At 66.2% G+C, this 14,273-nt stretch carries 11 protein-coding genes and 1 tRNA gene; 7 read left to right on the top strand and 5 right to left on the bottom strand.

Translation table 11 applies throughout. The features are described 5' to 3' along the window. Positions 1-6 precede the first annotated feature (6 nt). Positions 7-1,341, bottom strand: a complete 1,335-nt coding sequence (locus MUK71_RS08775; protein WP_227927801.1) for a M20/M25/M40 family metallo-hydrolase — start codon at positions 1,339-1,341, stop codon at positions 7-9. A 204-nt stretch (positions 1,342-1,545) separates the two neighbouring features. On the opposite strand from MUK71_RS08775, the gene MUK71_RS08770 reads away from it, so the two are divergent. The 5 genes from MUK71_RS08770 (at position 1,546) to MUK71_RS08750 (ending at position 6,265) form a co-directional block, all read left to right on the top strand. Then, positions 1,546-1,628, top strand: a tRNA-Leu gene (locus MUK71_RS08770). 112 nt (positions 1,629-1,740) lie between these two features. After that, complete coding sequence (locus tag MUK71_RS08765) at positions 1,741-2,895, top strand: AI-2E family transporter (RefSeq protein ID WP_227927802.1); 1,155 nt, start codon at positions 1,741-1,743, stop codon at positions 2,893-2,895. Between the two features lie 121 nt (positions 2,896-3,016). Next, complete coding sequence (locus MUK71_RS08760; protein WP_227901867.1) at positions 3,017-4,366, top strand: hemolysin family protein; 1,350 nt, start codon at positions 3,017-3,019, stop codon at positions 4,364-4,366. 61 nt (positions 4,367-4,427) lie between these two features. Beyond that, complete coding sequence (locus MUK71_RS08755) at positions 4,428-5,831, top strand: APC family permease (protein WP_227901868.1); 1,404 nt, start codon at positions 4,428-4,430, stop codon at positions 5,829-5,831. 41 nt (positions 5,832-5,872) lie between these two features. Then, positions 5,873-6,265 carry a universal stress protein gene (locus MUK71_RS08750; RefSeq protein ID WP_227901869.1) on the top strand — a complete coding sequence of 131 codons (393 nt, stop codon included), beginning with the start codon at positions 5,873-5,875 and terminating at the stop codon, positions 6,263-6,265. Here the strand turns inward: MUK71_RS08750 and MUK71_RS08745 are convergent. From MUK71_RS08745 to MUK71_RS08730, 4 genes are all read right to left on the bottom strand, one after another. Then, positions 6,262-7,479, bottom strand: coding sequence for a kynureninase (locus MUK71_RS08745; protein ID WP_227901870.1), 1,218 nt, complete (start codon positions 7,477-7,479; stop codon positions 6,262-6,264). The two genes, MUK71_RS08750 and MUK71_RS08745, sit on opposite strands and share 4 nt — an antisense overlap. 133 nt (positions 7,480-7,612) lie before the next feature. Next, positions 7,613-8,557 (bottom strand): MaoC family dehydratase, encoded by a 945-nt coding sequence (locus tag MUK71_RS08740; RefSeq protein ID WP_227927803.1) that lies wholly within the window; start codon positions 8,555-8,557, stop codon positions 7,613-7,615. Continuing rightward, a complete protein-coding gene (locus tag MUK71_RS08735) occupies positions 8,554-9,894 on the bottom strand; it encodes a 3-oxoacyl-ACP reductase (protein ID WP_227927804.1) in 1,341 nt (446 codons plus the stop codon). The genes MUK71_RS08740 and MUK71_RS08735 overlap by 4 nt, the downstream gene beginning before the upstream one ends. A gap of 2 nt (positions 9,895-9,896) precedes the next feature. Further along, positions 9,897-11,228 (bottom strand): acetyl-CoA C-acetyltransferase, encoded by a 1,332-nt coding sequence (locus tag MUK71_RS08730; RefSeq protein ID WP_227901873.1) that lies wholly within the window; start codon positions 11,226-11,228, stop codon positions 9,897-9,899. A gap of 93 nt (positions 11,229-11,321) precedes the next feature. Here MUK71_RS08730 and MUK71_RS08725 point away from each other — a divergent pair, with 93 nt between their 5' ends. Both MUK71_RS08725 and MUK71_RS08720 read left to right on the top strand, forming a co-directional pair. Continuing rightward, positions 11,322-12,056: a TetR/AcrR family transcriptional regulator gene (locus MUK71_RS08725; RefSeq protein ID WP_227901874.1), complete on the top strand. Its 735-nt coding sequence runs from the start codon at positions 11,322-11,324 to the stop codon at positions 12,054-12,056. Then, entirely contained in the window at positions 12,053-14,158 is a 2,106-nt protein-coding gene (locus MUK71_RS08720; RefSeq protein WP_227927805.1) for an acyl-CoA dehydrogenase family protein, read from the top strand. The genes MUK71_RS08725 and MUK71_RS08720 overlap by 4 nt, the downstream gene beginning before the upstream one ends. The last annotated feature ends 115 nt before the right edge of the window (positions 14,159-14,273 follow it).

Genomic DNA, 14,273 nt, shown 5'->3' with positions numbered 1-14,273 from the left:
GGGGGCCTAGTAGTCCTGCAGCAGGCGGGAGAGTACCCGCGTGCCGAATTTGAGTGAGTCCACCGGTACGCGTTCATCCACGCCGTGGAACATGCCGGTGAAGTCCAGGTCCTCCGGCAGGCGCAGCGGTGCGAAGCCGTAGCCGGTGATGCCCAGCCGGCTAAGCGACTTGTTGTCCGTGCCCCCGGAGAGGGTGTACGGCAGTACCGGTGCGCCCGGATCCTCTGCATGCAGGGCGGAGATCATCGAATCCACCAGGTTTCCGCTGAACGGGACCTCCAGTGAAACGTCCCGGTGTTCATAGCTGACGTCTATTCCCTCGCCGGCGAGTTCCCGGATGGTGGCAAGCACTGCCTCTTCCTGGCCCGGGAGGGTCCGGGCATCGATCAGGGCCTCGGCGGTCCCCGGGATGACATTGTGCTTGTAACCGGCCTTCAGCACGGTGGGATTTGAGGTGTTCTGCAGGGTAGCGCCCACAAACCGGGCCACGGTTCCCAGTTCAGCCAGGATCCGGTCCGGGTTGTCCGGATCGAACTCGACGCCGGTCAGCTCCGTCACGCCGTCGAGGAAGGCCCGCGTGGTGTCGGTCAGTTCAATGGGCCACGGGTGGCTGCCGATGGTGGCGACGGCGCGGGCCAGCCGCGTGACGGCATTGTCCGTGTTGATCTGGGAGCCGTGACCTGCGCGGCCGTGGGCAACCAGCCGGAGCCAGGAAATGCCTTTTTCGGCGGTCTGCAGCAGATAGGTGCGGCGTCCGCCGATGGTGGCCGAAAACCCGCCCACCTCCGAGATGGCCTCCGTAGCGCCGTCGAACAGTTCCGGGCGGTGCTCCACCGCCCAGCGGGCACCGTAGTCCCCGCCCGCCTCTTCGTCAGCGAAGAAGGCAAAGACAATGTCGCGGCGGGGCCTGGTGCCGGTGGCTGCCATGGAGCGCATAACGGACAGGATCATCGCGTCCATGTCCTTCATATCGACGGCGCCGCGCCCCCAGATCAGGCCGTCACGTTCCTCGCCGCTGAAAGGGTCAACAGTCCAGTCCTGCTTCTGGGCAGGAACCACGTCCAAATGCCCGTGCACCACCAGTGCCGGCAGGGACGGGTCGCTGCCCTCCATCCGGGTGACCACCGAAGCGCGGCCGGGGGCTGATTCAAACAGATCAGCTGTGAGTCCGGCCTCCTCAATCAGCCCTGCGGTGTATTCGGCCGCTGCCCGTTCCCCCGGGCCGGAATTGTCGCCGAAGTTGGAGGTGTCGAAGCGGATCAGGTTCCGGCAGATCCCAACAACCTCGTCTTCGGCGCGGAGGTGTCCGGACGCGGACTCTGGACGGACATCATCGGGCATGCGGGTTCTCCTTCGTAGCTGTCCAGCAAGCTTAGCCAGAATGGAGGTGCGGACGGTCACATTTGGACCTTGGAAAGTGCACAACCGCCCTCCGGCTTGGGCCGATTCGTTGTTACGGCCAAAAGCGTGTTAGAGTTTTTTCCGTTGCTTTTGAAGCTTTCAAACAGCGGAAACGCTGCAGACAAGGCAGATAAACCACTCTCTGCGCGGGTGGCGGAATGGCAGACGCGCTAGCTTGAGGTGCTAGTCCTCTAACGAGGGTGGGGGTTCAAGTCCCCCTCCGCGCACAGCGAAGTCCCCCGGGAATCTTTGGATTCCCGGGGGACTTTTTTGTTATCTGTTGCGCCGGTGCCCCGAATCCGGGTTGCCTTGATTACGTCAAGGCAAAAGGAGGCCCCCGTGGCTTCGGAGACAGAAGGTACCGGCAGGGCGTCCGCGCTTCCGCGGAGCGCCGTTATCCTGCTCACTCTGGCGGGAGGGACCGTAGCAGCCTTCGGCCTTGCCGCCGTCAGGGATGTATTCACCCCGGCCTTTCTTGCTCTGGTACTTACCCTCTGCGTCCATCCGCTGAGTCAGTGGCTGCATGGCCACGGCGTTCCCCGTGGTCTGGCAACCGGAACGGGGATAGTCACCGTTTTTGCCCTGCTCGCCGGTTTCGCCGCGGTGCTGGTGGCGGCCTTGGGCCGGTTTTCGGCTCTGCTGCCGCAGTACGCCGGGCAGCTGGAAGAGGCCGGGGCGTCGCTGGCGGACGCACTGACCGCTGCGGGCTTCGGGCCGGAGCAGGTGCAGGCAGCCGGTGAGAGCCTGACCCCCGAACGGCTGCTCGGATTCATCGGGGGTCTGCTGGGCAACGTCACCGGGCTGGTCGGGGCCCTGGTCATTATCCTTACGCTGCTCATCCTGATGGCCGTGGACGGTTCCCGGATCCCCGCCCTGCTGGAGCACCTGGGCGGCCACCGTCCCGTCCTGGTGACGGCGCTGAAGGACTATGCCTGCAGCGTGCGCCGCTACATGGTTGCCACCACTGTCCTGGGGCTGCTCCAGGGGCTTTTCAACTGGCTGGTCCTGCTCATCCTGCAGATTCCCGGGGCACTGCTGTGGGGGCTGCTGTCCTTCATCTGCAGCTTTATACCGAATATCGGGTACTTCATCGCCATTATTCCGCCGCTGTTTTTCGGCTACCTCACCGGGGGCTGGCCGACGGTGGTTGCCGTGGTGATCATTTTCGGCGGCGTCAACGCCGTCATCCAGTCAATTGTGCAGCCCCGGTATGTGGGCAACGCGGTGAATCTCAGCGAGTCGGTAACCTTCATCTCGGTCCTGTTCTGGGCCGTGGTGCTCGGACCGGTGGGTGCCGTCCTGGCCATCCCGCTCACCCTGCTGGTGCGGACCATCCTGCTGGACTCGAATCCGTCCCTGTCCTGGTGGCGGCCGGTGACCGGTGACCGGACGGAGCTTGAACCGCTGCTCTCGGCGGAGGACGCCGCCATCCGGTCGCGGCGCCGGAGGATCAGCCGGCGAAGGGCCGGCGGTGCCGGGGCCTCCCCCGCGTGACGGCCCGTCTTACTTCCCGCGGCGGCTGACGGCACTGCATACGCGCCGGACTGGCCGCCCGCGTCCCCGGGATTCCGGTGGAACGTGTCCTGTACGCCCGGGCGCCGGTACGCTCGGAGTCATGGACGGCGGTACTGGCTTTAACCTCCTGCTGGTTGTCTTCTTCATCCTCCTTGGCGGAGTCTTCGCCGGTGCCGAAATGGCACTGGTGTCCCTGCGCGAGAGCCAGATCAACCGGATCGAAGCAACGGGCACCGGCGGAAAGAAGATCGCGGCGTTGGCCCGCAACCCCAACCTCTTCCTTTCGTCCATCCAGATAGGCGTCACGCTTTCAGGCTTTTTCTCGGCCGCATACGGCGCCTCGGCACTGGCCCCGGCCGTGGCACCGCTGCTGCGCGGCGCGGGGCTGGGACCGGCAGCCGCAGATGCTGCCGCCTTCATCCTGCTCACCCTCGCCGTCGCCTATTTGTCCCTGGTGCTGGGAGAACTGGTCCCCAAACGCCTGGCAATGCAGAACGCGGAGCGGGTGACCAGGATCCTCGCCCCGCCGCTGAACGTCTTTGCCGTGGTGATGCGCCCAGTGATCAAGGCGCTGTCCGTATCCACGGACGCGGTAGTCCGCCTGCTGGGCGGTGACCCGCGGGTCAAAACCCCGCCCATTAGCTCGCAGGAACTGTGGGACATGGTCGCGGCCAGTCCGGTCCTGGCGGAGGACAGCAGGCGGATCCTTTCGGACGTTTTTGGCGCAGGCCAGCGCCTGCTCCAGGAAGTGATGCGCCCGCGGCCCGAGGTACGTTTCCTGCAGGCGGACCTGACACTGCCCCAGGCACGGGTGGCAGTCCATTCGCTGCCGTATTCCAGGTACCCCGTCATCCGGGACTCCCCGGATGACGTCATCGGCTTCATCCACGTCCGTGACCTCCTGCGGGGAGACGGGGACGGCGGGGCGAACGCCACGGGCAAAAGCCGGGGCGAAACTCGGACCCTCGCGGATATTGTCCGCCCGCTGCTGTTCCTGCCCGGGACGGCCACCGTAGTGCCCTCGCTGTCGCGGATGCGCGCCGAGCAGAGCCATATTGCGGTTGTGGTGGATGAATACGGCGGAACGGACGGCATTGTCACGCTGGAGGATCTGGTCGAGGAACTCGTGGGCGAGATTTACGACGAATATGACACCGGGCGCGACCCGGAAGACCGGTTCCGGAAGGAAAAGGGCCAGCTGGTGGTGGACGGGGCGCTGATCCTCCAGGAGTTTGAACGCCTGACCGGAATCGGCCTGCCGGAGGGGCAGTACGAGACGGTGGCGGGATACATCCTTGAACAGCTTGGCCGCATGGCCCGCCCCGGGGACAGTGTCGCTGCACCGGGGTGCCGGCTGGAGGTCCTGGGCGTACGCCGGCGCAGGATCGGGGCCGTCCGGGTGATTCCCGGGTCAGCAGGGCAGCCGGGTGGCCCGGCGCCATTGCCTTAGCCTCGCGCACCGCGCAGAATACCGACCAATGCGGTATCGGTGAACGTCCGGGAGGACAGCCATGGCTGACATCAAAGCGGAAACCGGTCAGACCGAGCTCAAGCGGGTCATGGGGACCAAACTGCTGCTGCTGTTCATCGTCGGTGACATTCTGGGAACCGGTGTGTACGCACTCACCGGGCAGGTCGCCGGTGAGATCGGCGGAGCGGCGTGGGCGCCGATTCTGCTGGCCTTCGCAGTGGCCACCATCACGGCACTGTCGTATCTGGAGCTGGTCACCAAGTATCCGCAGGCGGCCGGAGCGGCGCTCTACACCCACAAGGCCTTCGGGGTACATTTCCTGACCTTCCTGGTCACGTTCGCTGTGCTCTGTTCGGGTATTACCTCCGCGTCCACTGCGGCCAAGTTCCTGGCCGAAAACTTCATTGTCGGATTCCGGCTGGAATGGGGGCAGACCGGAGTCACCTGGATAGCGGTCGCCTTTATGCTGCTGCTGGCCGCGATTAACCTGCGCGGAGCCGCGGAGAGTGTGCGCTTCAATATCGTCCTGACAGCCATTGAACTGACCGGGCTGCTGATTGTGATCGTTATTGGTTTCTGGGCCATGGGCCAGGGGAATGCGGACTTCTCCCGCGTGGTGGTGTTCGAGACCGAGGCGGGCAAGAGCGTGTTCCTTGCGCTCACGGGCGCCACCGCCCTGGCTTTCTTCTCCATGGTTGGCTTCGAAGACAGCGTGAACATGGCGGAGGAAACCCACGACCCGGTGCGGATCTTCCCGAAAGTAATGCTGACTGGCCTGAGCATCACCGTGACGGTCTACCTGCTGGTGTCCATCGCGGCGGTGGCCGTGGTCCCCGTGGGCCAGCTCTCCGAAAGCGCAACACCGCTGCTGGAAGTGGTGCGGGCAGGAGCCCCGAACCTGCCGGTGGACAGTATCTATCCGTTCCTGTCCATCTTTGCCGTAGCCAATACCGCCCTGATCAACATGCTGATGGCCAGCCGGCTGCTCTACGGCATGGCGCGGCAGGATGTGCTGCCGCGCGGGCTCTCGCTGGTACTGCACGGACGGCGGACGCCGTGGGCGGCCATTGTTTTTACGACGGCGATTGCCGTGGGCCTCATTGTGGTGGTCACCAACTTCATGGGCCGGGGAACGGTCACGGCCCTCGGCGGAACCACCGCGCTGCTGCTGCTGGCCGTCTTCACGGTGGTGAACATTGCGTGCATCGTGCTTCGCCGGACGCCAACGGACCGGCCGCACTTCCGCTCCCCCGGCATCATGCCCTTCATCGGCGCCCTGACCTGTGCCTTCCTGCTCGGCCCGTGGGCCCAGGATCCCATCGAATACCGCATCGCCGGGATCCTGCTGCTCCTGGGCCTGGTGCTCTGGGTGCTGACCTGGTTCTGGAACCGTGCCGTCAAGGCACGCAGGACCCGGTTTACCGACCCCACGGAGTTGAATTAGGTGCGAAGGCACGGCCCGTACACATCAGGAAGAAGGAGACCATGAGCGTCGTCGTCGGATACGTCCCCACACCGGAGGGCGAATCGGCCCTGAGCGCCGGCATCCGTGCTGCCAGGGAACTGGGTACCGGGCTTGTGGTGGTGAATGTGGAGAGCAGCCACGGCGCCCGGAGTGCCGCCCCACGGGACTACCTCCAGGCACTGGAGACGGTGCTGCAGGGCTCACGGCTGCCCCATCAGCTGCTGCATCCGGTAGGCGACTACGATTCCGCGGAGGAGATCCTCAAGGCAGCGGAAAGCCATGACGCGCGGCTGATCGTGCTGGGGCTGCGGCCCCGCACCCCGGTTGGGAAACTGCTGATGGGCAGCACCGCCCAGCGGGTCCTGCTGGAGGCCGGCTGCCCGGTGCTCGCGGTTAAGGCCGGGCAGGCCTAGAGTTCCGACAGCACCGCCTCAACGCCGGTAAACGTCTCTTCAAAGGACGTGGACAGCGGCGAGAGCCCCAACCGGATACCGTCCGGGTTGCGGTAGTCGGGAATGATCCCCTGTTCCCAGAGCCTGGCAGTCACCGCTTTGAAACCCGGGCCGTCAATGGTGATATGGCTGCCACGGCGCTCCGGATCGCGCGGTGAGGCAAGTACCACGCCGTGCGGCGCCAGCAGCGCGTCCACAGCAGTTACGGCATACGCGGTAAGGGCCTCGGACTTGGCCCGGACAGCCTCCATGCCGGCTTCGCGGATCAGGGCAATCATGTCCTGCATGGCGAGCATGCCCAGGATCGGGGGTGTGCCGGACACCAGACGGCGGATGCCGTCCGCCGGAACATAGCCCTGGGCCATGCCGAACGGATCCTGGGAACCCAGCCAGCCCTGGATCGGCTGGGAGAAATCCGGCTGGTGGCGGGCAGCAACATAGGCCCAGGCCGGCGCACCGGGACCGCCGTTGAGGTATTTGTAGCTGCAGCCTACGGCGTAGTCCGCGTTCCAGGTATCAAGCTCTGCCGGAACGGCCCCCGCGGAGTGGCAGAGATCCCACAGCACCAGCCCGCCGGCCCGCTGCACGGTTTCGGTAATGGCGGCAGCGTCGGCCAGGTAGCCGGACCGGTACGCCACATGGCTGAAGACAGCCAGCGCGGTCTGCGGTCCCACGGCATCGGCAACCGCCCCGGCGCTCACGCCGCCGGCATAGTCTGCGCTGACCCAGCGAAGGGTCAGGCCGCATTCCCGGGCCACACCCTCCAGCACGTACCGGTCGGTGGGAAAATTGTCCGCGTCCAGCAGGATCTCGGTGCGGTCCGGTCGGGCGGCGACGGCGGCCCGGGCAAGTTTGTAGAGCAGTACGGTGGTTGAATCTGCCACGATGCACTGGCCGGGTGCCGCGCCCAGGGCTACCTCCCCCAACTCGTCACCGATGCGGGCGGGCAGCTCCAGCCATTCCTCGTCCCAGCCGCGGATCAGCCGTCCGCCCCACTGCCGGGCAACAAATTCCTGCAGGTGTTCGGCAGTGGCACGCAGCGGACGGCCCAGCGAATTACCGTCCAGATAGGCACGGACTCCCTCTGCGGGCAGGAAACGGTCCCGGTAGCCCGCCAGCGGATCAGCCGCATCCAGTTCCTTGGCCCGCAGCAGCAGGGCGGCAGCATCAATCATGAGCAAAACCTTAGCAGCGCCCCGCCTGCACGGGACCGCCGTCCCGCCGTCCCGCGGCACGTTAAACGGGCCTGCCCGGTACCGGAGACTGGCTCGGGTACCGGGCAGGCCCACCCGGGGAACTGCGCCGGAATCAGGCGCGTGTGCCGGCGGCGAACCCGCCGGCAGGTGCATCTCCGGAAACCAGCGGAGCAACAATCCCGGAGAAGTGCCGGCGCTGGGAGCGCGGGTTCCAGCCGGTGAAGCTGGAACCGGACCATCCGGCGTCCTGCTCCTCGTCGGTGATGGCCACGGCAACCGTGGCGGGCAGGAGCACCGGCGACTCGAAGTCAATGCTCCATTCGAAGGGCCCCTCGTGGGTCTGCACCGCATCGGCCACCACCCGGGAGGCCAGGTACATGCCGTGGGCCAGGGACCGCTTCATGCCCAGTGCCTTCGCCGACAGGCGGCTGAGGTGGATGGGATTAAAGTCCCCCGAGACCCGGGCATAGTTACGGCCTGCATCCGCCCCGAGGCGCCACGACGCCGTCGGCAGCGGCGGAATGAACTCGGGGCGGGGACCGGCCGCTGCCGGCCTGTCGATCTTCGGCAGGAAGACGCCCTTGGCCAGGTAGGTCGAGCGGCCGCGCCACAGGACCTCACCGGCATCGGAAGTAACCTCGGCAACCAGCTCCACCTGGGTGCCGGCACGGTGGCCGTCCAGGTTTTCCGCCCAGGCGGTGACCGTCAGCGGTTCGGTGTAGTGGATGGGACGGAAATGCTGGACAACGTTGCGCAGGTGCACCATGCCCAGCAGCGGAAGCGGAAAGTCCTCCCGGGCCATCAGGCTCATGGCGACCGGGAAGGCAAACGTGTGCACGTATCCGGTGGGCAGGTAATCCGTGGCGCTGTGCAGGACCAGGCGCTGGAAATCGGTCAGCTTGGCCAGATCCACAACGGCGCCGCGGACTTCATGCCGGTCAGCCGGGAGCAGCCCGGTCCCCTTGGCCGGGGACAGGCGCGACTTCGCCGCGCTGCCCACGGCGCCGGCATACAGCTTGCCCAGTGCCGGGATTTCGGTGAGCTGGGTAGTGCTCATGCGCCCACCATGTTCTGGCCGCACACCCGGACCACCTGGCCGTTGACCCCGGCAGCCGCATCGGAGGCAAGGAAGGCGATCGTCTCTGCCACATCCACCGGCAGGCCGCCCTGCTGCAGGCTGGACAGCCGGCGGGCCACCTGACGGGTCAGTGCCGGGATGGCTGCGGTCATGTCCGTTTCAATGAATCCCGGGGCAACGGCATTGATGGAACCGCCGCGCGGAGCCAGCAGCGGTGCCGTGGCCCGGACCATGCCGATCACGCCGCCCTTTGAAGCGGCGTAGTTGGTCTGGCCCCGGTTGCCGGCGATTCCGCTGGTGGAGGCCAGCGACACAATCCGGCCCTCCGGGCTGAAACCGTCCGAGGCCAGAAAGGTTTCATTCATGCGCAGCTGGGAGGCAATATTCACTGCGATGACCGAGCCCCAGCGGGATTCGTCCATGTTGGCAAGGAGCTTGTCGCGGGTGATCCCGGCATTGTGGATCACGATGTCCAGGTGCCCGTAGCGCTCGGCGGCGTGGGCGAGGATCCGGTCAGCGGCGTCTTCGCGGGTGATGTCCACCTGCAGGGCAGTGCCGCCGATTTCGTTGGCCACCTTCGCCAGCTGTTCACCGGCTGCCGGAACATCCACCACAATGACCTGCGCGCCATCGCGGTGCAGGACCTTGGCAATGGCTGCGCCAATGCCGCGGGCAGCACCGGTCACCACCGCCACCTTGCCTGCCAGCGGCGCATTCCAGTCCGCCGGCAGTGTTCCCGCATCCGAACCGACCGTGACGAACTGGCCGCTGACGTAGGCACTCTTGCCCGACAGCAGGAAACGCAGGGCGGCGGCCACCGAGGGAGCAGTAGCCTGTGTCCCGTTGGCCAGCACGATGCCGTTGGCAGTGGCACCGCCGCGCAGCTCGTGGGCGATGGAGCGCAGGGTCCCGTCAATGCCCTGCCGCGCTGCTGCTGCGGCAGGGTCCTGTGCCTCGGCAGCGGGACGGGAAACAGTCACTACGCGGCCGCCCGGGGCGAGGTCGCGCAGGGCAGCACCGGCAGCCAGCACCGGCTCGCCCAGATCGGCAGGGGCCGCGGCGTCGTCGAGCACAATGAGGATGGCGCCGAGCTTTTCCTTCGGCATGGCGTGGCGGCGGACATCCTGGTCCCAGGACAGCAGCAGCTGTGCCAGGTCATCGGCGGACTCGCCCTTGCCCAGCACCAGCACGGGGCCGGGGACCAGCGGCTTCGACGGATCGAAGCGCCGAAGGATGGCCGGGCGGGGCAGGCCGAGCTTCTTGGACAGGTCCTTGGTAAAGCCGGTGTTGACCAGCTTGAGGTAGGTATCAGTCATGGTTAGCGCGCCTCCAGGATCGCGACGAGGCCCTGTCCGCCGGCAGCACAGATGGAAATCAGGCCGCGGCCCGAACCCTTCTCATGCAGCATCTTCGCCAGCGAGGCGACGATGCGGCCGCCGGTGGCAGCGAACGGGTGGCCGGCTGCCAGTGAGGAGCCGTTGACGTTGAGTTTGCTGCGGTCGATGCTTCCCAGCGGTGCATCCAGTCCCAGGCGGGTGCGGCAGAACTCCTCGTCCTCCCAGGCAGCCAGGGTGGAAAGGACGGTGCCGGCGAAGGCCTCATGGATCTCGAAGAAGTCGAAGTCATCGAAGGTGAGGTTGTTGCGGGCCAGCAGGCGGGGCACTGCGAAGGCCGGAGCCATCAGCAGCCCGTCCTTGCCGTGCACAAAGTCCACGGCACCGGCTTCGGCGTCCACAACGTTGGCCAGCATCGGCAGGTCGTGTTCGCGTGCGTAGTCTTCGGAGCCAAGCAGTACCACGGAGGCGCCGTCGGTCAGCGGGGTGGAGTTGCCGGCGGTCATGGTTGCGGCGTCGCCCAGGGATTTGCCGAAGACGGGCTTGAGCTTGGCGAGCTTTTCCATGGTGGTGTCCGGACGCAGGTTGGCGTCCTTGGCCAGGCCGCGGTACGGGGTCACCAGGTCATCAAAGAAACCGCGGTCATAGGCTGCGGCCATGTTCCGGTGGCTGTTGAACGCCAGTTCGTCCTGGGCCTCCCGGGTAATCTTCCACTGCGCCGTGGTCAGTGCCTGGTGCTCGCCCATGGACAGACCGGTGCGCGGTTCGCCCGTGGTCGGGGCGTTCGGGGACAGGTCCTTGGGCCGGATCTTCGCGACGGCGGCGAGCTTCTGCTTGGTGGTGCGTGCACGTGAGAGGTCCAGCAGGGCCCGGCGCAGACCTTCGCTGACTGCGATGGGGGCATCCGAAGCGGAGTCCACGCCGCCGGCAATGGCGGATTCCAGCTGTCCCAGCTTGATCTTGTTGGCCAGGCTGACCACGGTCTCCAAGCCGGTGGCGCAGGCCTGCTGCACGTCGTAGGCGGGGGTTTCCGGCGACAGTGCCGAACCCAGGACCGCTTCACGGGTGAGGTTGAAATCGCGGGAGTGCTTCAGGACGGCGCCGCCGGCCACTTCGCCGATCCGTTCGCCCTGCAGGCCGAAACGGGCAATCAGCCCGTCGAGGGCAGCAGTAAGCATGTCCTGGTTGGAGCTGTAGGTGTACTTGCCGCCGGAGCGGGCGAAGGGAATGCGGTTGCCGCCGATCACTACGGCCTTGCGGGGTGCGGTGGTGCCGTTTGCGGGCGTGGCGCGGGCGGGTTCGGGCTGTGCAGCCATGTCGTCGCTCTCCTTGGAATCCAGGGGGGTGGGTGGAACGGTTCGGTGTGACGGTAGTTACTGTTACCCAGCGTACCTGATACGCTGGGTATCGTGAACAACGCAATGGAGGATCCGTCCTCTTCTCCCCCGGCCGGGGACGGCCGCTCGCTCCGCTGGGAAGCCCACCGGGCCGAGCGACGCCGTACCCTGATCAAAACGGCGCGCGGCGCCGTGCATACCCTGGGCTACTCCGCGTCCATGGAGGAAATTGCGGCAGCCTCGGGGACATCCAAGTCCGTCTTCTACCGCTATTTCGGTGATAAGGCCGGTCTGCAGCAAGCCATGGGCGAGATGGCGGTCGCCCGTATGCAGGACAAGATCCTCGCCGCCGGCCGCACCGCTGACTCGCCGCGCTCGGGCCTGCGCGCCATGGTCTCCGCCTACCTCCAGATGGCCGAGACCTCTCCCAACGTCTACCTGTTTGTCACCGGCCGTCTTGCCGAGGGCGGACCGGAGCAGCAGGCGGAAACACCGCTGTCACATTTCTTCGAAACCATCACCTCCATGATGGATTCGGCCATGCGGCAGTACCTGGCCGGCCGGGAGGTTCCTCCGCAGGCCACCGCCACCGCCCAGTACTGGCCCTCGGCGGCACTGGGCATGATCCGTGCCGCCGGTGAACGCTGGATCGCTTCACCGCCCAGCCCCGACAAGCCCACGGAAGAGCAGATGACCGATCAGCTCACGGCGTGGCTGTTTGACGGCATCGGCCATGACCAGGGGCGTTCGCCCCTCCCCCGACTTTCTTCTGATACGCCCCCAACCACCACGAAGGACACGCAATGACGCAAACGCTTTCAACCACGGAACGCCAACTCCCGGCAAGTGCCGCTATCAGCGACAATGACGCAGCCGTCGTGGACACCGATTCCCTCAGCCGCGCCCTGCTGGGCAAGTGGGCGGATATCCGCCTGCAGGCCCGCGCGCTGGCAGGCCAGGATGCCCTGCATACCCCGGCCGGGCTGAGCCACCACGAGCACCGCGAACGGGTCATGGGACAGCTGAAGATCCTGGTGGACGCCGGTGCCGTGCACCGTGCCTTCCCCAAGTACGTGGGCGGCGAGGACAACCACGGCGGCAATGTTGCCGGTTTCGCGGAACTGGTCACCGCCGACCCCTCCTTGCAGATCAAGGCAGGCGTCCAGTGGGGCCTCTTTGGCTCCGCCGTGCTGCACCTGGGTAACCGGGAGCACCACGAGAAGTGGCTCCCGGGCATCATGAGCCTGGAGATTCCCGGTTGCTTCGCCATGACGGAGACCGGCCACGGGTCAGATGTTGCGAGCATCGCCACCACTGCGGAGTACGACGCCGCAACGGAAGAGTTCATCATCAACACACCGTTCCGCGCGGCGTGGAAGGACTACATCGGCAACGGCGCGGTCAACGGCAAGGCGGCCGTGGTGTTTGCCCACCTCATAACCCGGGGCGTTGACCACGGCGTGCACGCCTTCTACGTTGAACTCCGCGACGACAACGGCTTCCTGCCCGGTGTCGGCGGCGAGGATGACGGCGTCAAGGGTGGCCTGAACGGCATCGACAACGGCCGGCTGCACTTCTCCAATGTCCGCATTCCCCGGACCAACCTGCTCAACAAGTACGGCGATGTGGCAGCGGACGGCACTTATACCTCCGCCATTTCCAGCCCGGGCCGGCGCTTCTTCACCATGATCGGCACCCTCGTCCAGGGCCGCGTGTCCCTGGACGGCGCCGCGGTGGCGGCCAGCAAGCTGGCCCTGAAGACAGCCATCCAGTACGGCACCGAGCGCCGCCAGTTCAATGGCGCCTCGGATATCCGCGAAGAGGTGCTGATGGACTACCAGCAGCACCAGCGCCGGCTGCTGCCGCTGCTGGCCACCACGTTCGCTGCGTCCTTCGCGCACGACGAGCTGCTGCAGAAGTTCGACGACGTCTTCTCCGGCGCGCACGACACCGACGAGGACCGCCAGGACCTGGAGACCCTTGCCGCCGCCCTGAAGTCCCTCTCCACCTGGCACGCCCTGGAAACCCTGCAGGAATGCCGCGAGGCAACCGGTGGTGCGGGCTTCCTGGCGGAGAACCGGTTCACCGCGCTGCGGGCCGATCTGGATATCTACGCCACCTTCGAAGGTGACAATACGGTGCTGCTGCAGCTGGTGGCCAAGCGCCTGCTGGCCGACTATGCAAAGGAATTCGCAGGAGCGGACTTCGGCGTGCTGGCACGCTACGTTGTGGGCCAGGCGGCCGATGTCACAGTGCACCGCACGGGCCTGCGGCGGATCGCCCAGACCGTGGCGGATTCCGGTTCGGAGAAGAAGTCCGCGATTGCCCTCCGGGATCCCCGTGCCCAGCATGATCTGCTCGCTGACCGGGTGAACACCATGGTGGCGGAGGTAGCCGGTGCCCTGAAGGCGGCCCGCGGCCTGCCGAAGGAAAAGGGGGCGGCCATCTTCAACGAGAACCAGCACGCCCTTATCGAAGCCGCCCGCGCCCACGCCGAACTGCTGCAGTGGGAAGGTTTCACCCGTGCACTGGACCGCATTGACGACGCCGGCACCCGCCAGGTCATGACCTGGGTCCGGGACCTCTTCGGGCTGTGCCTGATTGAAAAGAACCTGGGCTGGTACCTGATGAACGGGCGCCTCTCGGCCCAGCGTGCGCGCACCCTCGGCCCGTACATCAACCGCCTGCTGGCCAAGATTCGCCCGCACGCCCTGGATCTGGTGGACTCCTTCGGATACGGCCAGGAGCACCTGCGCGCCAGCATCGCTTCCGGCGCTGAAAAAGCACGCCAGGATGAGGCCTTTGAATACCAGCGGCTGCTCCGTGCCAGCGGTGCCGCACCGGTGGATGAAAAGGTCCTGATTGCCCGCGAGAAGGCGGCCAAGAAGAAGTCCGGCAAGAAGAAGTAGAACAACCGCGTCCGCACGGGCAATACAAAGGCGCCGCCGCACTGCAGCAATATGCAGGACATCAATATGCAGGACGGCGGCGCCTTTGCCGTATCGGGGCCGTGCCCGGGAGGGC

It is taken from the genome of Arthrobacter zhangbolii (assembly GCF_022869865.1).
GTDB classification, from domain to species: Bacteria; Actinomycetota; Actinomycetes; order Actinomycetales; family Micrococcaceae; genus Arthrobacter_B; species Arthrobacter_B zhangbolii.
Note: the sequence above shows the minus strand (reverse complement) of the source record. Positions and strands in the feature narration are given on the sequence as shown.